The organism is Dellaglioa sp. CoH-55-MRSF-8 (genome assembly GCF_056782195.1).
Window position 1 is genome coordinate 121,775 of record NZ_JBXAYH010000003.1, and the last position, 24,748, is coordinate 146,522.

A 24,748-nucleotide genomic window follows, 5' to 3' on the forward strand; every position below is an offset into this window, starting at 1 on the left:
AGAATTATATCAATGGAAGAGACAATCAATCTTGAACAAGTTTTTAGCATTTTAAAGAAACATCTTAAATTAATTATTGGGTTAATAATTGCGGGGGCACTATTAGCATTTTTTGTAACCATGTTCTTTATGACGCCAAAATATAACTCGACTGTTCAAATATTAGTTAATAGAACAGAAACTGCCAATAATGTAGGGGCTGCTTACAATACACAGCAAGCAGATGTCCAAATGATTAATACGTATAAAGACATTATTCAAAATAAAATTGTACTAGATCCTGTGAGAAAAGAAATTGCTAAAAAAGATAATTTCGTTGGTACGAGTGATGATTTAAAAAATCAGATAAGTATATCAAATCAAGAAAATTCACAGGTTTTTAGTGTAACTGTTAAAGATACTAATGCATATCGCGCGGCTGATATTGCAAACTCTGTTGCTGATACGTTTAAAAATAAAATAAAAAAAGTGATGAAAGTTAATAATGTAACAATTGTTGCTGATGCAGTTGCAAAACCTAATGCAGTATCACCTAATAAAAAGATGAATGTATTAATAGGTCTGTTACTAGGGGGGCTTATCGGAATTGGGATTGCATTCGCAATAGAACTTTTTGATAAAACAGTTAAAAACGCTGATTTTTTGACAGATCTTGGTCTTTCAAACTTAGGTATGATTAACCATATTGACGAAACTAATAAGAGTCAAGGACTTTTTGGACAATCAACACCAAGAAAAAGAAAGCATACTAATTAAAATAGATAAGGGGTTATTGAATGATGAGTTTATTAAAAAAAGATAAAAAGTTATCAACTGATAGTATTGATAACGGTGTTGGATTAATTACTGTTACTCAACCAACATCAACGATTGCAGAACAATTTAGGACTGTACGTACGAATATCCAATTTTCAAGTGTTGATAAAGAAATGAAAGTTATTATGGCGACATCATCAGGTCCATCAGAAGGCAAGTCAACAGTTATAACTAATCTTGCTGTAACATATGCTAATCAAGGACTGAAAGTATTGTTAATTGATGCCGATATGCGTAGACCAACTGCGCATCAAACTTTTGGTTTGAGTAATGAAACCGGGCTTACAAATTGTTTGACTGAAAAAAGTATTGATGTTGCAAAAGCAGTTGAAGAAACACCAATTGAAAATTTATATGTTATGCCTGCAGGTCCTACTCCACCGAACCCTTCAGAATTATTGAATACAAAACGGATGGATTCTTTAATTACAGCTGTCGCTGAACAAATGGATATGGTTATCATCGATACACCACCATTAATTTCTGTAACAGATGCACAAATTGTTGCAACAAAAGTTGATGGTACAATTTTAGTTGTGAGACAAGGTGTGGCAAATAAAGGTGCCGTTTTGAAAGCAAAAGAATTATTAGATACCGTTCATGCAAGAATCATTGGGACGATTTTGAATGATGTTTCAGGTAGTGATGAGTCAGGTTATTATGGTGGGTATTATGGCTATTATAAATAATAATTAAGTAGACGTAGGATAATTTAAGGAAGCAGGGATTATAGGTGACTAGGAAAAGTAAACAGGTTGTTTTAACTGGATTGGATAGTTTGATTTGGGTAGTTTCAATTTCATTATCGAGGTTATTTTTAGGGCCGTATATTAGTTTTAGTAACTCTGATTTATTGGAATTTGGGTGTATATGTTTGATTTTATACCTAATAATTGGATACTCATTAAACCTCTTTTCTAAAATTAATAGGTATGCTAGCTTTAAAGAAATAATTGCAATTTTTATTGCAATAACAATTACAGCAGTTATTAGTAATATTAGTTATTTTTTCATAAGTTCAAATTATAGTATTCGTTTTGGAATATTAACTTATTTACTGGCCCTCCTTTTTATTGGTGGCAGCCGATTTGCATGGCGCTATCTTGTTGAAAATATCTTTAATAATGAAGAATCAGAAACATTAATTACAACATTAATAGTCGGTGCAGGGGATGGCGCAGAAGCTTTAATGGAAAGAATACAAAGAGATAATGCCGACTTGAATGTTATTGGATACGTCGATAATGATATTCAAAAACAAAAAATGTGGATGATGGGTAAGAAAGTTTTGGGAACTTTCCAAGAAATTCCAATGATTGTCGAAGAATACGATGTTGAACAGGTCTCAATTGCTATTCCTTCATTAAGTCCCCATAATTACGAGGACTTGTTAGATATTTTAAATCCTCTAAAAGTTAAAATTAATCGCATGTCAAGTTTTGAAGATATGTTAGAAGACAATAGTGATTCTAGAAAAATGCATGAGATTGACGTTGTTGATTTACTGGGTCGACAAGAGATTAAACTTGATATGGCTAAGATTGAAAGCAAAATATATGGTAAAACAATTTTAGTTACAGGAGCGGGTGGCTCTATTGGTTCAGAAATTTGTCGACAGGTTAGCAAATTTGGTCCTAAACGACTAATTTTACTAGGACATGGAGAAAATTCAATTTATTTGATTCATCAAGAATTAAAAAATCTTTATGCTGGGAAAATTGAAATTGTGCCGATTATTGCGGATGTTCAAGACCGGGCACATATTTTTGACTTAATGGCACAATATAAACCAGAAATAGTCTATCATGCTGCAGCACACAAACATGTACCATTAATGGAAGCTAACCCAACTGAAGCCATTAAAAATAATGTTTATGGTACGAAAAATGTTGCTGAAGCTGCTAAGTCTGCAAATGTGAAATCATTTGTAATGATTTCAACTGATAAAGCAGTAAATCCGCCTAATATTATGGGGGCAACGAAACGTCTCGCTGAAATGATTGTAACTAGTTTGAATGAACCAGGTCATACAAAATTCGCCGTTGTTCGTTTTGGTAATGTTCTTGGTAGCCGTGGTAGTGTTGTACCACTGTTTAAGAAACAGATAGCTAAAGGTGGACCAGTTACTGTTACTGATCTTAGAATGACAAGATTCTTTATGACAATTCCTGAAGCTAGCCGTTTAGTGATTCAAGCGGGGACGCTATCTAAAGGTGGAGAACTATTTATCTTAGATATGGGTAAACCGGTTAAAATTGTTGATTTAGCACGAAAAATGATTAAATTAAGTGGATATACTGAAAACGATATTGATATTGTTGAGTCAGGTATGAGACCTGGAGAGAAACTGTATGAAGAATTATTAGTAAGTAGTGAAAAACAGCAAGAGCAAGTATTTGAAAAAATTTTCTTGGGTAAAGTAACACCATACAAGATTGATGAAATTATGAGTTTTGTTAAGAGTGTAGAGCCGTTAACTGGTACTGCTTTGAAAAAAGAAGTTATTAGATATGCACATACTCATAATGGTGAACCCTCAATTGATTCGGAAGGTATGCGTTAATGTATAAAAAATATTTTAAAAGAACAATTGATTTTGTTATTTCTTTAGTAGGCCTTGTACTTTTATCGCCTATTTTTTTAATTATCGCAATTATTGTTAAAGTCGATTCGAAAGGCCCTATTTTCTTTGTACAAAAGCGGGTAAGTATTAATAAAACCTACTTTGGTATTTTAAAATTTAGGACGATGAGAACTGATACACCTGATGTACCTACTCACTTATTGAAAGATCCGGATGCTTTCATTACTCGCTCGGGTAAAATTTTACGAAAAACGAGTCTTGACGAATTACCACAAATTATTAATATTTTAACAGGTAAGATGAGTATCGTTGGTCCTCGACCAGCACTTTGGAGTCAAGAAGATTTAATTAACGAACGTGAAAAGTACGGCGCTAATAACGTTTACCCAGGGTTAACTGGATTAGCACAAATTAGTGGGAGAGATGAATTATCTATTGCTGAGAAATCAAAAATTGATGGTGATTACGTGCAACTTTTATCTTTTTCAGAAGATTTAAAAATTTTTTTTGGAACAATTACATCAGTTTTAAAGAGTGATGGTGTAAAGGAAGGTAAGAGTGATGACTAAACGAGTTTTGATAACCGGTGCACATAGTTATATTGGAGGGGCATTTAAAAGCTGGATTAATAAATCAGAATCGGAAGATATATCAGTTGATATGATGAGCGTTCGAGATGATAAATGGAGAGGAAAAAATTTTGGTCTATATGATGTAGTACTTAATGTTGCGGGTATTGCACATGTATCTTCGGATCCGAGTATGGAGGATCAATATTATAAAGTAAATAGAGATCTCGCAATTAATTTGGCTAAAAAAGCTAAATCTGAGGGAGTGAAACAATTTATTTTTTTATCAAGTATGATAGTATATGGTGAAAAAAATGGACTACAAAATACTAATATAATTACTCGAGAGACAATAATGAACCCAATTGATTTTTATGGTGATAGTAAGCTACAGGCAGATGTAGAAATTCAAAAATTAGCAGACGATAACTTTAAAACGGTTGTTATCAGAACTCCGATGGTTTACGGACCGAATAGTAAGGGTAATTTTCCAAGGCTACTGAAGTTAGCTGAGAAATCCCTGATTTTCCCAAGTATTAACAATGAACGAAGTATGATTTATGTAGATGTATTAACAGAATTTATCAAACAGATAATTATTAATGATGCATCAGGCCTTTATTTCCCTCAAAATAAAGAATATGTTTCTACAAGCGATGTAATCAAAGTAACAAGGAAATTATTAAGAAAGAAAGTATACTTTATCTCTATTTTTAATCCGCTTATTTCTCTATTATCAAGGAAGTTTCGTGTTTTTAATAAAATATATGGTAGTAAAGTTTATGATAAAAAAATTAGCGAGTGCTCTTTCGAATATACATTAGGACTTACATTAGAAAATACGATAACGAAAATTTTAATGGAGGATAAGAAATGAAAAAAGTTTTAATCGTTGCGTCGGTTGCTTCAATGATTGAACAATTTAATATGGATAATATCAGAATATTACAAGAATTAGGATATAATGTGGAAGTTGCAACTAACTTTTATTCCGCTGGAACTATACCAGATGATATGGCTAATTCCTTAAAAAAGAAGCTTGAAGGAAAAAATATAATTTGTCATCAAATTGACTTTTTAAGAGGAATTGGTTCAATAAAAGCAAATAAAAAAGCATATAATCAGCTTGAAAAATTAGCAAGTACAACTACCTATAATTTTGTGCATTGCCATTCACCGATGGGAAGTGTATTAACTAGATTAGTTTTTAAAAATAATAAAGAAACTAAAATTGTTTATACGGCACATGGCTTTCAGTTCTTTAAGGGCGGGCCGAAAAAAGATTGGATATTATTTTATCCTATAGAACGTTACTTATCTAAATATACGGATATTTTAATAACAATCAACAATGAAGATTACTCAATTGGAAAATCTTTTGGTATAAAAGAAGTTTTACATGTGCCTGGCGTTGGAATAAAATGGGAACAATTACGAGAACAATCAACTAATATCGATGAATTGAAAACTGATTTAAAGATAAGTAAGAATAGTAAAGTGATGATTTCTGTAGGTGAATTATCTAAGCGGAAAAATCATATTGTGGGAATAGAAGCAGTAAATAAATTGAAAGATAAAATTGATATTACATATATTATATGCGGTGTTGGAGATCAAAGAGATTTATTAGAAAAAAAAGTGAAAGAGTATGGATTAGAAGAAAAGATTATTTTTACAGGTTATTCTGAAAATATTAAACAATATTTAGATATAGCAGATTTTTCTCTTTTTCCATCTAAACGAGAAGGATTAGGACTAGCGGGATTAGAAGCTATGGCTACTGGTCTTCCATTAGTAAGTACTTACTTAGGGGGGATCAAAGATTACACAGAAAATGGTATCAGCGGGTGTGTAGTGGATGATCCTACTGATATTTCCCAGTTTGTGAAAGCTATAGAAAATTTACTAGGCATCAATGATAAAGAATACGAAAAAATTGTTAAAAACAATATTGAAGTATCAAAAAAATATAGTATTAAGAATGTAAATGAAATTATGTATAGTTTATATTCTAAAATTTAAATTATGCGATGTTGTCTATAAATTGAAAGGATTCGCAATGATTAAAAACACAAAAATAGTATTGATAGCTATATATTTTGGAGAATTACCAAATTATTTTGATTTATGGTTAAAATCAGCGGAATATAATAATGAGATAGATTTTCTAATATATACTGATCAAAATATATCTACAACCATACCGAATGTTAAAATAAAAATAGTCAACTTTAAAGATATTCAAGCGAAAATAAGATCACATTATACATTTCCTATAAAAATTAATAATCCGTATAAGTTGAATGACTACAAACCGGCTTACGGTGAAATATTTGAGGAAGACATCTCGGGATATGATTGGTGGGGATTTGTGGATATTGATACTATATTTGGAGATTTAAAAAAATTTTTATCTGAGGATATACTAAAAAAATATGACAAAATAAATACTCGTGGACATTTTCAAATGTATAGAAATAATAATCAAATTAATAATGCATATAAAATTGATCATCATAAAAAAGGGACGTACAATTATAAGCAGGCATTTACAACTGATGACGCAACTCACTTTGATGAAATTTGGGGAACTGCAAAATTTATGCCCGACACAGATATGAGAATATATGATCCATATAAAGAAAAGGTCTATTATGCTGATATTTGGGTAAAAGCATTTCGATTTATAACACTTGATATTTCTGAGGGAAAACAATATCAAGTGTTTAGATGGCATGATGGGGAACTAGTAATGAATTATATTGATAACGGAAAAATTAAAACTAAAAAGATAGAATATATTCATTTACAAAAAAGAAAAATGCAAGTTGATGTTGAAATATCAAATGATGACCATAGCTTTTTAATTGTACCTAATAAGTTTATAACAGATGAAAAGTTGTCTATTGAAAATATAAAGAAATATAATGAAGGAAAATGGCCTAATGGTATCCGCAGATATTTCCAATATTATATTAAGCAATTATTTAATGGGGAGCTTAAGGCTAGAATACGAAGAATTTGGCTCTAAATATAAGATTGAAAATAGATTAACACTTTTTATCTGAATATTAAAATCACTAATAAATATTAAGGAGAACTTAGTCATGAGTGATAATTTTAAAATTGATTTTGTAGTGACATGGGTTGATGGAAATGATGATATCTGGCGGAATAAAAAAAATAAGTACGCGGGAAACAAAAATTTAAATGCGGATGAACGTTTCAGAGATTATGATATTTTTAAATGGTGGTTTGAAGGTGTAAAAAAATTTGCACCATGGGTAAACCATATTTTTTTAATTACCGACAAACAAGTTCCGAAGTTTCCATTGGACATGAAAAATCTAACAATTGTTGATCATTCTGATTTTATTCCTGAAGAATATTTACCTACTTTTAATTCGAATGTCATTGAAATGAATATTCCAAGAATTAAAAATTTATCGGAACATTTTATCGTATTTAATGACGATACGTTTATAACTAACAAGGTAGATCCAACAGATTTCTTTTCTCAAGATGGGACTCCTAAGGATGTAGGATTAATGGGACTTATTCAACCGTCGGAAGAATTTTCGTTAATACCTTTTAATAATATACTTATTATTAATAAGTGGTTCTCAAAAAATAATATTTTGAAGAAGAATTTCTTTAAAATATTTAATTGGCAATACGGGTTTCAAAATGTAAGAAATTTCTTAGTTTTACCATATAGGTCTGTTCTGGGATGGTATGAACCGCATTTGCCTAGTAGTTTATTGAAAAGTACATTTAAAGAAATATATCAAAAAGAACCAGCTTTGTTAGCCGAACTTAGTAAAAATCGTTTTCGTACTAGAAATGATGTAAATATTTGGTTGGCACGCGATTGGCAACTTTCAAAAGGGAATTTTGAACCACGTAGATTTTCGTTTGGAAAGTTTGAGAAGTTGCCAGAAGATGGAGATTTTTCAAAAATAAAGCGCGCCTTAAAATCCAAGGCAAAAATAGTTGTTATAAACGACATATCGTTACCATTGGAGAGCCTTTCAGAAACGAAAGAACAATTAAGAAAAATATTCGCTGAACACTTTAGCTAATTAGGAGGATCTAATTATGAGTGACGTTGCAATTTTAATGGCTACCTACAATGGTGAAAAATTTTTAATGGAGCAAATTGAAAGTATTAAGAATCAATCATATGGGAATTGGCACCTATTTATTAGAGATGATTTTTCGAAAGATAATACCAGTAAAATTTTAGATAATTTTAAAAGAGATCCTAAAATAACGATACTAGATAGCTCGCTAAATATTAATGAAAAGGGCCAATTAGGAAATTTTGAAATTTTAATGAATAACGTTCCAGACCAGTATGAATATGTTATGTTCTCAGATCAGGATGATGTATGGTATACAAATAAAATTGAGATATCATTAAATGAAATTAGACACCTGCCTAACGAAAAAGTACTGCCTAAGCTTGTATATACGAATTATGACGAGTTTTTTGAAGTAGTGGGGGACGGAAGTGTGAACTACAGTGGTGTAGAAAAGAAAAATAAACCAACATATCAACGTATTTTTCTACATAACTGGTTAATGGGTAATACGATGATTATTAATCGTAACTTATTAGAAATTTCAAAAAACATCCCGATAGAAGCAGTTAATCATGATGCATGGCTTGCATTAGTTGCTGGATTATATGATGGGATTGGATATATAGATAGTGCGACTGATGGTCATAGAATGCATTCATTTAATATTACAAGAGGTGCCGATGCACATAAAAAAAGTACAATTATAAAAAGTAAGTTAATTGATTTAAAAAAATATAAAGTTAAATTTGATCGATTTTCCAAATTGGTTAATGAATTAGAACTACAATTTTCAAATTCGCCTATTAAAATAAAAAAAAGAATTACTATGTTGAAATATTTTGTAGAAAAGAAGGGTATCGAAGCCATAATATTTGGCAAAAAGAATGGTTTTTTTACCAATATTCACGGTCACAATACCTTACTCTATTTGGAGGAAATATTAAGGTTATTCAAAAAATAATGTTAGTATTTACATAAAATTTAATTAAAAATGGAATACAGCATAAGCAAATTTCATTAATTGTTTAAGAAATGACTATCTAGGAGTTTATATGACATATTTATTTGCAATAGTAACCAATTTCTTTTTGGATCATGTTCATGGTAAAAAAAATAATATCATTCCGTTCATTGGAATCGGAATATTAGCATGGCTAGCGGGTGCTGCTAGTAAGATGACGACGACCGATTATCCTAGTTATCTTATTAATTATGATAATAGTTCTTTAGCACCATATAATCACCAATTTGAGTGGGGCTATATGTGGCTTTCTCGAATTTTTGCGGCAAACGGAGTGACATATGCTGATTTTAGATTAATATTATTTATTGTTAGTTTTATTATTTTGACAGTTGCAATATTAAGATTTACAAAGAATTTAGGATCTTTTGTTTGGGTTTTTGCAATTTTTCCTTTTTTTAATGAGGCAACACAGGCACGTAATTTTTTTATGATTTCTATTGCTCTATTAGGGCTAAGTTTTTTACAGAAAAAAAATGTAAAAAATATTATTATTGCCATCGGATTAATCTTATTGAGCGCATCAATGCATTCATCTGGATATATATTTTTAATAATAATTCCCTTAAGCTTTTTGAGCGAAAAATATGTGAAAATTTTTGTACAATTAATTATTGGTTTTTTTGTAATTTTAACAATTGTACAATTTATTCCAGGTTTAAGTGGTTTATTGAAAAATATAATAACGAAAGTTTCATTGCATTCATCTAGGACACAATTGTTTGATAAACTGAACACAAGTTATGCTGCTGGTTCATCAAAAATAATGCTTATAGAAATAGCTTTATCATATTTTTCAATGTTAGGACTTGGATATTATTTTTTGAAAATTAATAGCCTATCAACTGAGATTAAAAATAAATTGAAATTGTTATTCTTAATTTCGTTAACTGGTCTTGTAGCACTCCCATTTTTAGTTATGTCGATACAATATCAACGGTTCCAACGTAACTCTTTCGCACCAATTATAATTGCATACGCGCTAATTAGGGAGCATAAAGATGAGATTGATAGTAGAATATTATTAAAGATTGATTTAATGATGGTGGGGATACTCTTATTAGCTGTTATAGCGTTTTATGGAGTGTTAGTACCACAAGAATTTGTTGACAGTATTCCATATTTAGTACATTGGAAATCGCTTTAGCATTGTCGTTTAAAGAAAAGTAATTAAGGAGTAAATTTTTGAAAAATATAGCTGTGATTATGTCAACGTATAATGGCGAAAAGTACGTCGAGGAACAATTAAATAGTATTATTGAGCAAAAATATAAAAATGAAGATAACATACAGATTTATGTTAGAGATGATGGTTCAACAGATAATACAATAGATATTTTAAAAAGATACGAAAATAAAAATTTGTTAAAAATAATTTATTCAAGCGGAAATATGGGTGTTAAACGTTCCTTTTTTGAATTACTTAGGGTTGTCGATGCTGATTACTATTTTTTTTCTGATCAAGATGATGTTTGGGTTTCAGATAAAATAATGCAATTTATGGATAAATTTGATTTGTTAGACAATAAAATAACACAAGCTATATTTTCAGATCTTATGATTGCTGATAAAAAGGCTGTTTCAACAAATATTAAAATGTCTAAAATGTTAGTAGGCGAAAATTATAATCATTCATTGAATGATTTATTATTCAATTTTAAAGTAACCGGAGCGGCATTAGCAATTAATAAGAAACTAAGAGATGAAGTACTTATGTTAACAGATGAAGATATTGAAAATGTAACAATGCATGATTCAATTATTGCTAAAATCAGCTCAGCAAGTGGGAATTTAACGTACATTGATAAAGTAACGGTTTACTATAGACAACATGAAAATAACGTCATCGGAATTGGTAAGAGTAATGTACACTTGTATGAAGTTTTTCGTAGATTAAAAATAAGATATAAACAATTAGGTCGGATTAAAAAGGAAAATATTGTTCTGTATGAAAGATTTTCTAATATCATTAAAAATGATACTGAAAAAAAAATGCTAGAAGATACATATAAGTTTTATGATACAAAGAATATCTTTAAAAGATATTCTTTGTATCATAAATTTCATAGTTTAATTAATACAACAGCACAAAGAATAATTATATGGTTTGTTTAATAGAGAGTGATTAGGTGGTTACTATCAATTTAATAAAAAAAAGTTTTAGGCGTAATTTTATTACGGCATATAATATGATAAAGTATATGAAAAATAAGATGAACTACGGAAATAAAAGGTATAAACAAGTAAAAATAATTGAAGAAAAAACTGATTTTATTAATAGCGTGTCATTAGTGGCAATTATTAAAAATGAAGCACTATACGTTCAAGAATGGATTGAATATCATAAAATTATTGGTATATCAAAATTTTATATTTATGATAACGAATCTACTGATAATTTAAAAGAAATTTTAGAACCGTATATTAAAAGTAAAGTGGTTGAATATATCTATTTTCCGGGTGATAAGCAACAAATACCAGCATATCTGGATGCTGTCGAGCGCTGTAAGACAGAAACAAAATGGCTATTAACACTAGATTTAGATGAATATTTAGTATTAATTGATGAAAAAAATATTGATTCTTTTTTAAATGAATTTAGTGAAAACGTTGCTCAAATTGAAATTGGTTGGGTGATGTTCGGCTCATCTAATTTGATTAAAAAATCAAATGGATTAGTTACTGAGACATTTTTAAATAGATCAAAAAATGATATTATTTTAGATTCAAAACCTATCGTAAATCCTAGATTAGTAATTGATATGAGAATACCACATTGGTATGATGTGGCCGGTAAAACGACTGATGAAAACGGAAATAGGTTATGGGGATATCCATGGACAAATGAAAAAAGACCTAAAATTGTATCAAGGGAACACGTGAGGGTTAATCATTACTATGCAAAATCACTTGAAGAATTCGAGAATAAAGTAAAAAGAGGATATGCTGATCAAAGTAATGATATAAAAGAACGTAGTTATCTTGATTTTAAGAAGCACGATATTAATGATGTCTATGATAACGGCATGTTAAAGTACACGGATAAAATTAAAACAGAAATTAAACGTGTACAAGAACTTAACAGATGAGGGTAAGTGTGATGTATGAATAATAATTCTCGAACTGGTATAGCAGCTAAAAATACATCAATCGCTGCACTATCGCAAGTAATAATGTTAGTTTTGAAGTTTGCATTGCAGACAGTATTTATTAAAACTCTTGGTGCCGATTACATGGGAATCAATGGGCTATATGCTAATGTGTTGAGTTTTCTATCCTTTGCTGAATTAGGGATTGGTGGGGCGATAACGTACTCACTGTACGATCCTCTTGCTACTAGTAATCATGGTGAAATTGCTGGTGTCATGAATTTATTTAGAAAAGTGTATAATGTGATTGGTATCGTAATTTTGATTATGGGTTTAGCATTTACTCCATTTATAACTATTTTAATGAAGGGCGGTAGTCCTGTACCATTTCCGCGAGTTATGTTTGTACTATTTTTATTAAATACGGTTGTTAGTTACTTTTTTACGTATAAACGTTCCTTATTAATTGCAAATCAAGAAGGATATAAGGATAGTTTAAATAGATTAATTTTTACGATAATGCAGACAGTATTACAAATTATCTTTTTACTTTTATTTAGACAATATGTTTGGTACTTAGTAATCCAAATAATTATAACATTGTTATCTAACTTGAGAATTTCAAAACTTGTTGATAGGGAATTTGAATTTCTTTCCGAAATGAAAACTGTTAAAGTAAATCCTAAAGTCATCAACTATATGAAGAAAAATATATTTGGGACTGTTTCTTCAAAAATTGGTACTATATTAGTTTTTGGAACGGATAATATATTAATATCGGCATTTTTAGGCGTTAGATTAGTAGGAATATATTCTAATTATATGCTGATTGTAAATAGTATTTCCAGTGTGTTGACACAAAGTATCTCTGCTGTCACAGCTGGATTAGGTAATCTAGGAGTAACGGAGGATGAAGATTATCAAGAAGTTGTGTTTTATCGTTATATGTATATAAATGCCGGTATTACATCAGTTATTGCTATAACGTTATACGCAGTTATTGAATCTTTTATTAAATTTTGGATAGGATCAAATTACGTCTTATCGAACTTTACCGTGTTACTTATTGTTATAAATTTTGTACTTGTTCAATTTAGACAGACTGTATTAAATTTTATTGGTGCACGTGGATTATTTTGGCCAATGAGATATAAATCACTACTTGAAGCTGTAGTTAATATGATAGTTTCAATTCTTTTGTTAATGACAACAAATCTCGGCATTAATGGTATATTAATTGGTACAATAGTAAGTAATATTGGAATTAATTTATGGTGGGAACCACTTATCTTATTCAAATATGGATTCAAACGTAGTATGAAAAAATATTATCTTAAATATTTTGGTTATATGGGAATAATTGGAATAGAATTAGGAATAATTTCGTATTTACTAAAAATTATTGTAATTCAAGGGATTTTCAGTATTTTGATAGCATCTGCTGTTGTATTTATTCTAGCAAGTACATTATTCTATTTCTTATTTATTAGATATGACGAAACAAATTATGTTAAAAAATTGGTTTTAAGAAGGATATTAAATAAATAATGATTTTTATTTTTAAAAGCTGTGTTAAGTAGTTATTGTAGCTACCATTTACAAAAATTAATTAGAATATTTTAGGAGGAAAAGTGTATGAAGGGAATAGTTTTAGCCGGAGGTAGTGGGACTCGTTTATATCCATTGACACGTGCATCAAGTAAACAGCTGATGCCGATTTATGATAAACCAATGATCTATTATCCAATATCAACATTAATGTTGGCAGGTATCAAGGATATTCTAATTATTTCTACTCCTGAAGATACGCCACGTTTTCAAGAATTATTGGGCAACGGTTCTGAATTAGGCATTAATTTAGAGTATGCCGTTCAACCTACACCAGATGGATTAGCAGAAGCATTCATTATTGGTGCTGATTTCATTGGTAATGATAGCGTTGCGCTCATCTTAGGTGATAATATTTATTATGGTCCAGGTATGACTAAGATGCTTGAACGGGCTGCAAATCAAACTGAGGGGGCTACCGTATTTGGTTATCAAGTGCGTGATCCCGAGCGTTTTGGTGTTGTTGAATTTGATGAGAGCCATAAAGCAATTTCGATTGTTGAAAAACCGGATCACCCTAAAAGTAATTTTGCAGTAACAGGCTTATACTTTTATGATAATTCAGTTGTTGATATAGCAAAAAATATTAAGCCGTCACCACGTGGCGAACTTGAAATTACGGATGTTAACAAGGTCTATCTTGAAAAAGGAAGACTACATGTTGAAATTATGGGACGTGGATTTGCTTGGCTTGATACAGGGACACATGCAAGTTTACTTGAAGCAGGGCAGTTTATTGAAACTGTTCAAAGAATGCAAAATATGCAAGTAGCTAATTTAGAGGAAATCGCCTATCGAATGGGTTATATTTCACGCGAACAATTAATTGATCTAGCACAACCACTCAAAAAAAATGATTATGGACAGTACATGTTACGTATCGCAGAAGAAGAGGATAAAAAGTAATGGGTAAATTAAAAGTATCAACAACAAAGTTACAAGATGTTAAGATTATTGAACCAGCAGTATTTGGTGATAATCGCGGCTTTTTTACGGAGTCATATTCAGACAAAGATTTCAAAGAAGCTGGAATAGATATTGATTTTATCCAAGATAATCATTCATTATCAACACAAGCTGGCGTTTTAAGAGGACTTCATTTTCAACGTGGAGAAGCTGCACAAACTAAATTAATTCGGGTCGTGACAGGGGCAGTACTAGATGTTATTGTCGATGTTCGAAAAGGTTCACCTACTTATAAACAGTGGGAAGGATATATTCTTTCTGCAAGTAACCATCGCCAATTATTAGTTCCTAAAGGGTATGCCCATGGATTTGTAACATTAACAGATGATGTTAATTTCCTTTATAAATGTGATGGTTACTACAATGCAGCAGCAGATGGTGGGATTTCATTTAAAACTCCTGAACTAAATATTGATTGGCCTATTGATTTTGACCAAGCAATTACATCTGAAAAAGATGCTGCACAACCAACGTTTACAGAGTTTGAAAAAGACAATCCGTTTGTGTATGGAGAAATCTAAATAGGAGAGGTGTTTTTAAATGAAAAATATTATTGTAACAGGTGGGGCCGGATTTATTGGTTCTAATTTTGTCCATTATGTGGTTAATAACCACCCAGATGTTCACATTACCGTGTTAGATAAATTAACTTATGCAGGAAATAAAGAAAATTTAGCTGGACTACCTGCTGATCGTGTTGAGCTAGTAGTGGGAGATATTACTGACGCTAAACTAGTTGATGAACTTGTTAGCAAAACAGATGCGGTAGTACATTACGCTGCAGAAAGTCACAATGATAATTCTTTAAAAGATCCATCACCTTTTATTCAAACTAATATTATCGGAACATATACATTGCTAGAAGCTTGTCGTAAATACAATGTCCGCTACCATCATGTTTCAACTGATGAAGTGTATGGAGACTTACCATTACGCGAAGATTTACCCGGTCATGGGGAAGGTGAAGGTGAAAAATTCACACCTGAAACACGTTATAATCCAAGCAGTCCATATTCATCAACAAAGGCTGGATCAGATTTATTAGTTCGTGCATGGGTGCGTTCATTCAATTTACAGGCAACAATTTCAAATTGTTCCAATAATTATGGACCATACCAACATATTGAGAAGTTTATTCCAAGACAGATTACTAATGTTTTGAGTGGAATCCGGCCTAAGTTATATGGTTCTGGTAAAAATGTTCGCGATTGGATTCATACTAATGATCATTCAAGTGCTGTCTGGGCTATTTTAAATAAGGGTCGTATTGGTGAAACTTATTTGATTGGTGCGGATGGTGAACAAGATAATAAGGCTGTTTTGGAGTTGATTTTAGAATTAATGGGTCAACCTAAAGATGCTTATGATGTCGTTAAAGATCGCCCAGGACACGATTTACGATATGCTATTGATTCATCAAAATTACGTGAAGAGCTTGGTTGGAATCCTGAATTTACTGATTTTAAATCAGGATTACAAGATACGATTGATTGGTACCGAAATAATGAAAATTGGTGGAAAGCTGAGAAAGATGCAGTTGAAGCAAATTATGCAAAAAATGGACAATAATAACTAAGAATGGACTTAAGTCCATTCTTTTTTTGAAGGAGCTAATTATGAAAATATTAATTACGGGTGTAAATGGTCAATTAGGAACAGAATTAAGTCATTTATTAGATGAAAAAAAGATTGTATATACAGGAACTGGTTCTAAAGATTTAGATATTACTGACTCAAAAGCAGTTAATAATTATTTTTTAGATAATCGCCCAGAAATTGTCTACCACTGTGCAGCTTATACAGCTGTTGATAATGCTGAAGAAGAACCTGGTAAAGCTATTAATGAACAAGTTAATGTTATAGGTACTCAGAATATTGCCACAGCAGCAGAATCTGTGGGTGCTACGTTAGTTTACATTAGTACTGATTATGTATTTGATGGGACTAATGATCAAATGTATACAGAAAAAACACCCACTGCGCCTAAAAATGAATATGGTCGGACGAAGTTAGCTGGAGAAGAAGCCGTTGCTAAAATAATGAGTAAGTATTATATTATCCGTACATCATGGGTTTTTGGCGAATATGGAAAGAACTTCGTCTATACGATGCTAAACTTAGCTAAAACTCATGATCATCTGACTGTTGTTAGTGATCAGGTTGGACGGCCAACTTGGACTAGAACGCTGGCTGATTTTATGTTATATGCAGTTCAAAAAAATATTCCTTATGGGTTATATCAGCTTTCTAATGATAATTCATGTACTTGGTATGAATTTGCTAGTGAGATTTTAAAGGATGAAGTAGTTGAAATAAGTCCAGTAACGTCTGAAGAATATCCACAAAAGGCATACCGACCTAGACATTCAGTTATGGATTTGAGTAAAGTTAAAGCAACGGGATTTGAAGTACCAAGTTGGCAAGATGCTTTACATGAATTTATGGCTAAAATTGAAGTATAGAAAAGGGGAGTTTTCTAGTGATTTGAGAAATTGAATCATTAGAAGTCACTCCTTTTTATTTTCACCCAATTTAATGCTAACATAGTACCAAGGAGATGATTCAAATGACAATACCATTAGGATTAAAGGCGGGAACTGACCCAATTCAACTCCATGATCGGTTACAACATAATCCAGATATTTTTGAATTCTATCTAAATGAATTTGATGTTTCTGGAGATGGATTAAAACGATTATCAGATGAGATTGATGAGGTGAAGGCAACTACGAAGAAGATTGTCATGCATCATCCAATGAAGGTTGGTGAACAATCTGTTGAATTAGCCGTTTCCGAAACAGCTGATCCTAGGTTATATCGTTTTGTTAGAGAAAGTACTGAGACATTGATTCAGCTCGCAAAAGATAAATCAATTCAAACCCTCATTCATGGTTCATATAATCGACAAACGCCAACAATTATTGCTGAATATCCTAATTTTGAGGTTGCGGAATCAGCGTTATTTAATCGGATGGATTATTATCAAAAATATGGACAAAATAACGTCATGTTTGAGAATTCGATTTCTGATTTATTTTATTATGGGTCTGAAGAGATGGATCAGTTTATTCTACAAAAAGGGTATCGCTTAGCATTTGATACATCGCATGCCTTTATTAAACAAGCAGGTAGTAATACTGACTTACAAGCGAGTTTGAAACGGTTAATGCCAAATATCGTCCATTATCACTTAGTCGATTCAATGGGTAAATTTCATGATAGTTTAACTTTAGGAAAAGGCAAGATTGATTGGAAGTTAGCATATCCTTTGCTTAATCCAAATGCAACGACTATTTACGAAATTGATTTAGAAAATCAAAATGATTGTCGCGAAATGTTGGAAAGTCATGAATATCTACAAAATTTAATAGAAAAATAACCATTGGTTTTGAACTTTCAAAATCAATGGTTATTTTTTTCGGTTATCAAACCAGTAGAGTAAACACCCTAGTACTAACACGATAACGCCGAATAAGATGATTTTCCAATTAAAACTTAACAGTAAGTAAAGTGAGATAATTAATGCAAGGCTTGGAATAATTGGACCACCTGGTAATTTGAAACCTTTTGGTAAATTTGGATCATTATTGAATTTAAATGTTGCTAGAATTGTTGGTACATATTGGACAAACGATGCAAAGACAATGCATGATACTAAGAATAAATAACTACCGCTAAGTAGCAGGAGGATGCTTGTGATAGATGTCACAATGATTGCGATAACCGGTGTATTGTGTTTACTTTGCTTACCGATTATTTTTGGTAAAAGCTGATGTTCATTTGCTAGCGATGCAGCCACAATAGGTGTATTGAATGATACTGAGATGGCAACCCCAAGAATAGAGATCAACATCCCAATGATAATGATCATATAACCCCACTGACCAAAGATACTTTTGAATGCCGCAGCAATTGGTAATGAGTACGATCCTAAGTTAGGGCCAAGGATACCCACGGCAACCGTTTGAAGTAAAACATATAATAAAGTCACCGTTGCAATAACGCTTAATAGTGCTTTCGGAATATTCTTTTCCGGATTATCCATTTTAGCAGCAGCAATCGGTAAAAATGAAAAGCCAGTATACATATAAAAAATGACACCAAATGCTGTATTAAATTTCGTAAATAACTGAGTGTTACTGTGAATATCAGTCGGAATCATGGGCGTAAAATGAGCATCCTTAATGAAGAAAGCACCGACAATAATAAAGAGTAACATGATAAATACTTTAGCTGCAGAAGACAGATTGTCTGCGAAATCTAGAATAGCTGTTCCAAAATAATTAATGATGCCTAGAATAATGACTAAGGCAATTGCTGAAACATCATAAATAAGCGTTTGTTGTAATGCTGGAAAAAGTATTTTTAAGACAGTTAGTAACGCAGCAATTTCGGCTGACAAAGTCACTACGCCTAATATCCAAGTAAATATACCAACTTGAAAACCAGTAAATTTACCGAATGCATTATAGGCATATAACCAAGCCGCACCATCTTCCGAAAATTTACTTGCTAGTGTTGCGTAACAGAGCACAATCATGGTGACTGCTAATGCTGCAGCGATAATTGTAAAGATACTGAGTGGTCCAATATCATTATAAATTTTACCAGATAATAAGAAAATCCCCGATCCAATAATACCGTTAATTCCTAACAAGAAAACCGTGAAAAACGTCATTTTTTTATCTTCTATTTTATTCATTACAATCCCCCTAAATTTTAGAATAGCCAATATGATGTTAAAAGGCAATTGATAGGTGCTATGAGGGTACAAAAAAAGCCAACAATTAAGTTGGCTTTTACGGTTAAACTAAATCGTTTGTGTAGATTGGTGTTTCAATGGTTTCAACAAATTGTGCTGAGATAGGGGTTACGAACATTTTTTCGTTATCACGATGGAATAAATCAGAACCTGTAATGTCATCCATGGCTTTCTTAACGGTTGCTGGATCTAAATCTGTATTAACGTAACGTAATTTCATATGGCGCGTTTTACCCGCTTCATTTTTAAATGCTAAATCTAATTGTTTCATATAATTTCCTCCTTAGGTTTGATTAAGCTAAAAGACTTGATTCTGTGCGGATGGTCATTTTAACGGTGTTATCACCAGTTAATGAAGCAACTGTAGCGCCGAGTTGTGCAATAGCTTCGTTAGAGGCATTTTCAGTAATGTTAGCGAATGAACGTTTACGTTCAGAGCCGTCAGAACTTAATCCCTCAACGATAACGTTTGTTTTTACCCAAGTTTTACTCATATATGTTCTCCTTTGTGTGTCTATATTTGATAAGTGCCGCGACGCCTTACATAGATAATAAAGAATCGGTTAACCATTTTGTAAAGCAAATACTGATATTTATTCTTGATTCATTTGAGCAATGACTAAAAGTACTTTCCGACCGACGCTATTACGCCAGTTATAGGCTGTTTGACGGCTAACATGATGACTGGCAGCAATTTCTGTGACTGTTTTGTGTCTAATATAACAATCGACTAGATAATGTTGTTCGGCGTTTGAACAGAGGTCATAGAGTGATTTAAAAAGGTGTTCTGTAAATAATTTTTCAGCGATAGTATCTTGTGTTTGGAGGGTTAAATCAATGATGGAATCAGTTGGATTAGTTGAATCATCCTTATTAGGTTCTAAATGCGTTTGTTGATTAGATTGTCGATTAATTAAATCAAGAAGTCGCCAGTAGACACGTTGATAGGCGTAAACCATGAAAGTTTGTTCATTATCTTCAATAGTTTTAGGGTATTGGTCATATGCAGCGCTGAATGCTAATCGTGCTTCTTGTACGAAATCGTCATATGAAGCATGCGATTGATTAATCGACATTCTTTTTAGAACACCAAAGATAAGTTTTTCACGGTCATTTTTCAGTAGAAAAGCTAGACCTGGGTTTATTTGATTTGACATATTAGTAGAGTTGCCTCGTTTCTTTTAAGATCCCTTGGCCAAGGTTCTTAATTAGAATACGAGGTTATTCAATTTTAAAATAGACGACGAAATGAGCGTATTTATGGGTTTTTGATGAGCATTTAAGAATTAAAGGTAGACTATTAATTTTCTTAAGATAAACTTAACAATTAGACTTAAGTTCACACAAGATTAGTTACAATTAAATCTGTAACATAGGATAAGTTGTTAAATGAAAGTAAGAAAAGGAGTAGGCTATTGAACTTGGAGAATGAATTAGAACGGGATTTTAAAGAAATTATAGATTATCCAGAAACACGCTTATTGACTGTTGGGTCTCAATATTGGCGAAACTTGTTGGAGAATCATCCAATAATAGACGTTACGGATGATCATTTTTTTACAGAACATGGAATTGTAACGGATAACTATCAAGTGAACATGGAGACAACTTTGTATATTCACCATATAACACACAGACGGGATGATTTACGATCCATTATTTTTGATAAGCATAAAGATATTTTATTATGTAAATACACAACAACAAATTTTGTGAATCGCTTGATTAATGAAAAAATTCTAACTTTTGTCGCAATGCGTGCGATTGTGTCATTAGTTGAAAAGAAACAAGCTCTACCTTACACATGTGGTATGTATCAGTTATTTCCAGATAGTGGGCCATCAAAACGGGATGCCTCATGGACGGCAGGACACCATCTTGCTAATATTTCCGATGTAGAAAATGGAACTGATTTATTTTTCAACAATGGATTAAGAATTAGAGTTCAAAGTAAGTATTCGCAATTTCTAAAGCAATTAAATTTAGCGCATCTTTTTACAGATATTCAAGTTTCTTTGGCCAGTAAAATAGCTGCAGAACTTGGTTTTGAAAATCCAACACCCCAATTTAGATATCATGATGCTATCTTATCTTTAGTTCAGAACAGACGTGATACCTATGTGGATAAAATAGATTTCATTAAGGAAGTTAAGCATTTATTAGCCATCTACACGTTGAAAGGGTATTCTGATGAATCACCTGACGACTCAATTATCAAAAAAACGTGTAGTTGGGCGCATACTAATAGAGGCATTATGCGTTACTAATTGTAATCATAATGTAACGGAAAAAGGCGTTATTAGACATGCAAATTTGATATAATTAAAGCTGATAATTTCGGAAAAATAGGGGGAAATATGAAAAATAAAAAGTTGTTAACAAAATTAGTTACGGTAACATTTGTTGCTATTACGGGATTTAGCTCAATAAACTTACCAATTGGGAATCAAAGTAAAAATGAATCAACAGTTACGGCAGCCACGACTGCCCAAACAAAGGCTCTCATTGAAAAGAATGGACCAACGATTCAAGCAGTGTCAAAAGATAAAAACTTGTATCCATCAGTGATGCTATCACAGATGATTCTTGAATCTTCTTGGGGTCAAAGTACGTTGGCAAAAAAGGCTAATAATTTTTTTGGTATGAAGGGTGCCTATAAGGGACAATCATATTCAGTTAAATCATTGGAATATAATAGCAAAGGGAAAGCTTATTATGCGGTGTCTAAATTTAAAAAATACCCAAATGCTAAAGCATCTATTCAAGATTATGCCAACCATTTACGTAACGGTGTAAGTTGGGATGCTAAGTATTACTCAGGTACATGGCGTGAAAAAGCTAGTACTTATCAAAAAGCAACAGCATCATTGAGTTTAAAATACTCGACAAGTAGTGCCTACGGTAAAAAATTAAATAACTTAATTTCTAGATATAATTTAGCTAGTTTAGATAATACCGTTAAAGTCGCTTATAATGGCGCAGCCGGTTCTGAAACAGTCAAAGTAGCTAATACTGGTTACCGTCTTTACAATCATGTTAAAGGAACAGCAGGTAGTCGTGATAAAGGTGCGGCTGCTAAGTTGACAGGTAAGACAGTCTATGCGGACATGCGTGGCGTAAAAGAAGGTAGCACAACTTGGTATCGAGTAAGAGTTAAAGGCACATCAACGAAGTATTGGATCTATAAACAAGCATTAAAATTAAGAAAAACAAGTTATTCTACAGTAAAAAATACAGGAAATTTTAATAATAAATCATATCAGTTACATAATCATGTTTATAATTCAGATTATTTATCTAAAAAGACAGGTCAATCAAAAACACATAATAATAGAACTTATACAATTAATAAAAAAGCGATTATTACTGATTACAATGGGTCTAAATCAACGATGTACCGAGTCAAAATTGGATCTACTAATCATTGGGTCTATAAGGGAGCCATTAATAAACATTAATTTATTAGGTTGTTGAACTAATATTGCTAAGGGATAGCAATAAAAAAATAGGAGAGTTATTGAAAATGCAGAAAAAAATAGTAATGGGTTTTGCCATTGTTTTGGGGATTGTAGCGGCTGGATTAATGAATCAATCAGTTTCGGCTTCATCAAAGGTAAATAATTATATACATTCTCAACATATTGCACCAAATGAGATTACAAGTGCTATCTGGGGTGGTTTTCCAACCGATGATATGACTTATCGTCAAGGTAAACCAGAAGGTGTTGTTGTTCATGAAACAGCTAACCCATCATCTACCATATATGGTGAAATGGCTTTTATGAAAGCCAATTATGGTAATGCATTTGTGCACAGTTTTGTTGACGATCATAATATTATTAATATTGCAAAAACGAACGTCATGTCATGGGGCTCTGGTCCTAAAGGTAACCAACGTTTCGTGCAATTTGAAGAAACGCGTGTTCATAGCAAGTCGGCATTTGCACGAGAAGTTAATAATGCCGCCTACTATACTGCCTATATTTTACAACAATATGGGTTGAAACCAAGTTTAGCAACTGCTAGCAATCATGGAGCGGGCGCAACAGTTTGGGCACATGCAGATGTCAGTAAGTATTTAGGTGCAACTGATCATGGTGATCCAGTTGGTTACTATAGCGAATCTGGTAATAAATGGTTTAATGAGTCATATTCAATGTCAGACTTGTATGATTTAATCAAAGAATACTACACACAATTAGGTGTGAAGGTCGCATATCACAGTGCAGCTGGATCAGAAACTGTTCAGATGAATAATACAAGTTACCGTCTTTATAACCATGTTAAAGGGACGGTCGGCGCAGTCGATAAAGGTTCAAGCAGCAAGTTAAGCGGTAAAACATTGTATGCAGATATGCGTGGTGTTAAAAATGGTAGCACTACTTGGTATCGCGTCCGTGTTAAAGGGACATCCACAAAATATTGGATCTATAGTGACGCCTTAAAATTAAGAAAAGTAAGTTACTCACCAATGAATGTTTCAGCTAAATTTAATGGTAAGTCATATCAGTTACATGATCATGTATACAATTCAGATTATCTATCTAAAAAGACAGGTGATTCAGCCAATTATAAAAATAGAACATATACAATTAATCAAAAAGCCGTTATAACTGATTATAATGGTGCTAAATCAACGATGTATCGTATTAAAATTGGTTCAGATGATCATTGGGTTTACACAGGAGCAGTCAATAAGGATGCACTAGTTAATTTAGAAATGCATAGTGCATCTGGTTCAGAAACTGCAAAAGTTAATAGTAATAAATATATGCTTTATAACTCAGTTAAGAACTCTACTGATAATACGGTTAACTATGGTTCTTCAACACAATTAACTGGGCAAACAGTGAAATTATTAGCTCGAGCAGAAAATAGAAGCCAAGGAACAACTTGGTATCAAATTAAATCAGGATTAAATAAATATTGGGTTTATTCAAAGGCCTTAACATTTAATCAATCAATTACTTATAAGTCACTTAAACAGACTGGAACCGTAAGTACGACAAGCACTTACTACTTGCATAATCATGTTTATAATTCAGCATATTTATCAGTAACAACAGGAAGAGCAAGTGATGCTACAATTAGAGGTAAAGCAGTTAATGTAGATTGCATGGCTACAATTAAAGAAAATGGTAAAGAAGATTCATATATGTACCGTTTTACAGTTATTGAAACAGGAAAGACCTATTGGGCTTATGGTAGCGTCTTAGTTGGTCGAACGAATAGTTAAAGCAAAAAAAGA

Annotated in this window: 25 protein-coding genes; 21 read left to right on the forward strand and 4 right to left on the reverse strand. The window is 32.0% G+C overall.

Features of this window, described 5'->3' with window-relative positions; all coding sequences use genetic code 11:
- Positions 1–12: 12 nt before the first annotated feature.
- The 18 genes from AC1RPW_RS04335 to AC1RPW_RS04420 all read left to right on the forward strand — a co-directional run bounded on the left by AC1RPW_RS04335 (position 13) and on the right by AC1RPW_RS04420 (position 18,117).
- The gene (locus AC1RPW_RS04335; protein ID WP_481761544.1) at positions 13–756 is read left to right on the forward strand and encodes a YveK family protein; all 744 of its coding nucleotides are present in this window, start codon (positions 13–15) and stop codon (positions 754–756) included.
- Positions 757–779: 23 nt separating this feature from the next.
- Positions 780–1,505, forward strand: coding sequence for a CpsD/CapB family tyrosine-protein kinase (locus AC1RPW_RS04340; protein WP_481761629.1), 726 nt, complete (start codon positions 780–782; stop codon positions 1,503–1,505).
- A 44-nt stretch (positions 1,506–1,549) separates the two neighbouring features.
- Complete coding sequence (locus AC1RPW_RS04345; RefSeq protein WP_481761543.1) at positions 1,550–3,379, forward strand: polysaccharide biosynthesis protein; 1,830 nt, start codon at positions 1,550–1,552, stop codon at positions 3,377–3,379.
- Complete coding sequence (locus AC1RPW_RS04350; RefSeq protein WP_481761542.1) at positions 3,379–3,969, forward strand: sugar transferase; 591 nt, start codon at positions 3,379–3,381, stop codon at positions 3,967–3,969. The genes AC1RPW_RS04345 and AC1RPW_RS04350 overlap by 1 nt, the downstream gene beginning before the upstream one ends.
- On the forward strand, positions 3,962–4,846 hold the full coding sequence (locus AC1RPW_RS04355; RefSeq protein ID WP_481761541.1) for an NAD-dependent epimerase/dehydratase family protein: 885 nt from the start codon (positions 3,962–3,964) through the stop codon (positions 4,844–4,846). Before AC1RPW_RS04350 ends, AC1RPW_RS04355 begins: the two co-directional genes overlap by 8 nt.
- Positions 4,843–5,991 (forward strand): glycosyltransferase, encoded by a 1,149-nt coding sequence (locus tag AC1RPW_RS04360; RefSeq protein ID WP_481761540.1) that lies wholly within the window; start codon positions 4,843–4,845, stop codon positions 5,989–5,991. The genes AC1RPW_RS04355 and AC1RPW_RS04360 overlap by 4 nt, the downstream gene beginning before the upstream one ends.
- A gap of 37 nt (positions 5,992–6,028) precedes the next feature.
- On the forward strand, positions 6,029–7,000 hold the full coding sequence (locus AC1RPW_RS04365) for a DUF6625 family protein (protein WP_481761539.1): 972 nt from the start codon (positions 6,029–6,031) through the stop codon (positions 6,998–7,000).
- A 76-nt stretch (positions 7,001–7,076) separates the two neighbouring features.
- Entirely contained in the window at positions 7,077–8,051 is a 975-nt protein-coding gene (locus AC1RPW_RS04370; protein WP_481761538.1) for a Stealth CR1 domain-containing protein, read from the forward strand.
- A 16-nt stretch (positions 8,052–8,067) separates the two neighbouring features.
- A complete protein-coding gene (locus tag AC1RPW_RS04375; protein WP_481761537.1) occupies positions 8,068–9,015 on the forward strand; it encodes a glycosyltransferase in 948 nt (315 codons plus the stop codon).
- A gap of 91 nt (positions 9,016–9,106) precedes the next feature.
- On the forward strand, positions 9,107–10,222 hold the full coding sequence (locus AC1RPW_RS04380; RefSeq protein ID WP_481761536.1) for an EpsG family protein: 1,116 nt from the start codon (positions 9,107–9,109) through the stop codon (positions 10,220–10,222).
- A 38-nt stretch (positions 10,223–10,260) separates the two neighbouring features.
- A complete protein-coding gene (locus AC1RPW_RS04385) occupies positions 10,261–11,190 on the forward strand; it encodes a glycosyltransferase family 2 protein (RefSeq protein WP_481761535.1) in 930 nt (309 codons plus the stop codon).
- Positions 11,191–11,276: 86 nt separating this feature from the next.
- Positions 11,277–12,164 (forward strand): glycosyltransferase family 92 protein, encoded by an 888-nt coding sequence (locus AC1RPW_RS04390; RefSeq protein ID WP_481761534.1) that lies wholly within the window; start codon positions 11,277–11,279, stop codon positions 12,162–12,164.
- Positions 12,165–12,179: 15 nt separating this feature from the next.
- A complete protein-coding gene (locus tag AC1RPW_RS04395; RefSeq protein ID WP_481761533.1) occupies positions 12,180–13,712 on the forward strand; it encodes a lipopolysaccharide biosynthesis protein in 1,533 nt (510 codons plus the stop codon).
- An 87-nt stretch (positions 13,713–13,799) separates the two neighbouring features.
- Entirely contained in the window at positions 13,800–14,678 is an 879-nt protein-coding gene (gene rfbA / locus AC1RPW_RS04400; RefSeq protein ID WP_481761532.1) for a glucose-1-phosphate thymidylyltransferase RfbA, read from the forward strand.
- Positions 14,678–15,259 carry a dTDP-4-dehydrorhamnose 3,5-epimerase gene (gene rfbC, locus AC1RPW_RS04405; protein WP_481761531.1) on the forward strand — a complete coding sequence of 194 codons (582 nt, stop codon included), beginning with the start codon at positions 14,678–14,680 and terminating at the stop codon, positions 15,257–15,259. Before rfbA ends, rfbC begins: the two co-directional genes overlap by 1 nt.
- Positions 15,260–15,278: 19 nt before the next feature.
- On the forward strand, positions 15,279–16,307 hold the full coding sequence (gene rfbB, locus AC1RPW_RS04410; RefSeq protein ID WP_481761530.1) for a dTDP-glucose 4,6-dehydratase: 1,029 nt from the start codon (positions 15,279–15,281) through the stop codon (positions 16,305–16,307).
- A 47-nt stretch (positions 16,308–16,354) separates the two neighbouring features.
- Entirely contained in the window at positions 16,355–17,200 is an 846-nt protein-coding gene (gene rfbD, locus AC1RPW_RS04415) for a dTDP-4-dehydrorhamnose reductase (RefSeq protein ID WP_481761529.1), read from the forward strand.
- A 104-nt stretch (positions 17,201–17,304) separates the two neighbouring features.
- Positions 17,305–18,117: a sugar phosphate isomerase/epimerase gene (locus AC1RPW_RS04420; RefSeq protein WP_481761528.1), complete on the forward strand. Its 813-nt coding sequence runs from the start codon at positions 17,305–17,307 to the stop codon at positions 18,115–18,117.
- A gap of 30 nt (positions 18,118–18,147) precedes the next feature.
- Here the strand turns inward: AC1RPW_RS04420 and AC1RPW_RS04425 are convergent, their stop codons facing one another.
- From AC1RPW_RS04425 to AC1RPW_RS04440, 4 genes are all read right to left on the reverse strand, one after another.
- A complete protein-coding gene (locus AC1RPW_RS04425; protein WP_481761527.1) occupies positions 18,148–19,440 on the reverse strand; it encodes an APC family permease in 1,293 nt (430 codons plus the stop codon).
- 103 nt (positions 19,441–19,543) lie between these two features.
- Positions 19,544–19,771: a DUF2922 domain-containing protein gene (locus tag AC1RPW_RS04430; protein WP_409022132.1), complete on the reverse strand. Its 228-nt coding sequence runs from the start codon at positions 19,769–19,771 to the stop codon at positions 19,544–19,546.
- Positions 19,772–19,793: 22 nt separating this feature from the next.
- Positions 19,794–19,994, reverse strand: a complete 201-nt coding sequence (locus AC1RPW_RS04435; protein ID WP_409022133.1) for a DUF1659 domain-containing protein — start codon at positions 19,992–19,994, stop codon at positions 19,794–19,796.
- Between the two features lie 99 nt (positions 19,995–20,093).
- Positions 20,094–20,657 (reverse strand): sigma-70 family RNA polymerase sigma factor, encoded by a 564-nt coding sequence (locus AC1RPW_RS04440; protein ID WP_481761526.1) that lies wholly within the window; start codon positions 20,655–20,657, stop codon positions 20,094–20,096.
- A 258-nt stretch (positions 20,658–20,915) separates the two neighbouring features.
- Between AC1RPW_RS04440 and AC1RPW_RS04445 the strand changes: the two genes are divergently transcribed.
- From AC1RPW_RS04445 to AC1RPW_RS04455, 3 genes are all read left to right on the forward strand, one after another.
- Entirely contained in the window at positions 20,916–21,767 is an 852-nt protein-coding gene (locus tag AC1RPW_RS04445; RefSeq protein ID WP_481761525.1) for a competence protein ComK, read from the forward strand.
- A gap of 90 nt (positions 21,768–21,857) precedes the next feature.
- A complete protein-coding gene (locus AC1RPW_RS04450) occupies positions 21,858–22,958 on the forward strand; it encodes a glucosaminidase domain-containing protein (protein WP_481761524.1) in 1,101 nt (366 codons plus the stop codon).
- 65 nt (positions 22,959–23,023) lie between these two features.
- On the forward strand, positions 23,024–24,736 hold the full coding sequence (locus AC1RPW_RS04455) for an N-acetylmuramoyl-L-alanine amidase (protein WP_481761523.1): 1,713 nt from the start codon (positions 23,024–23,026) through the stop codon (positions 24,734–24,736).
- Positions 24,737–24,748: the final 12 nt, after the last annotated feature.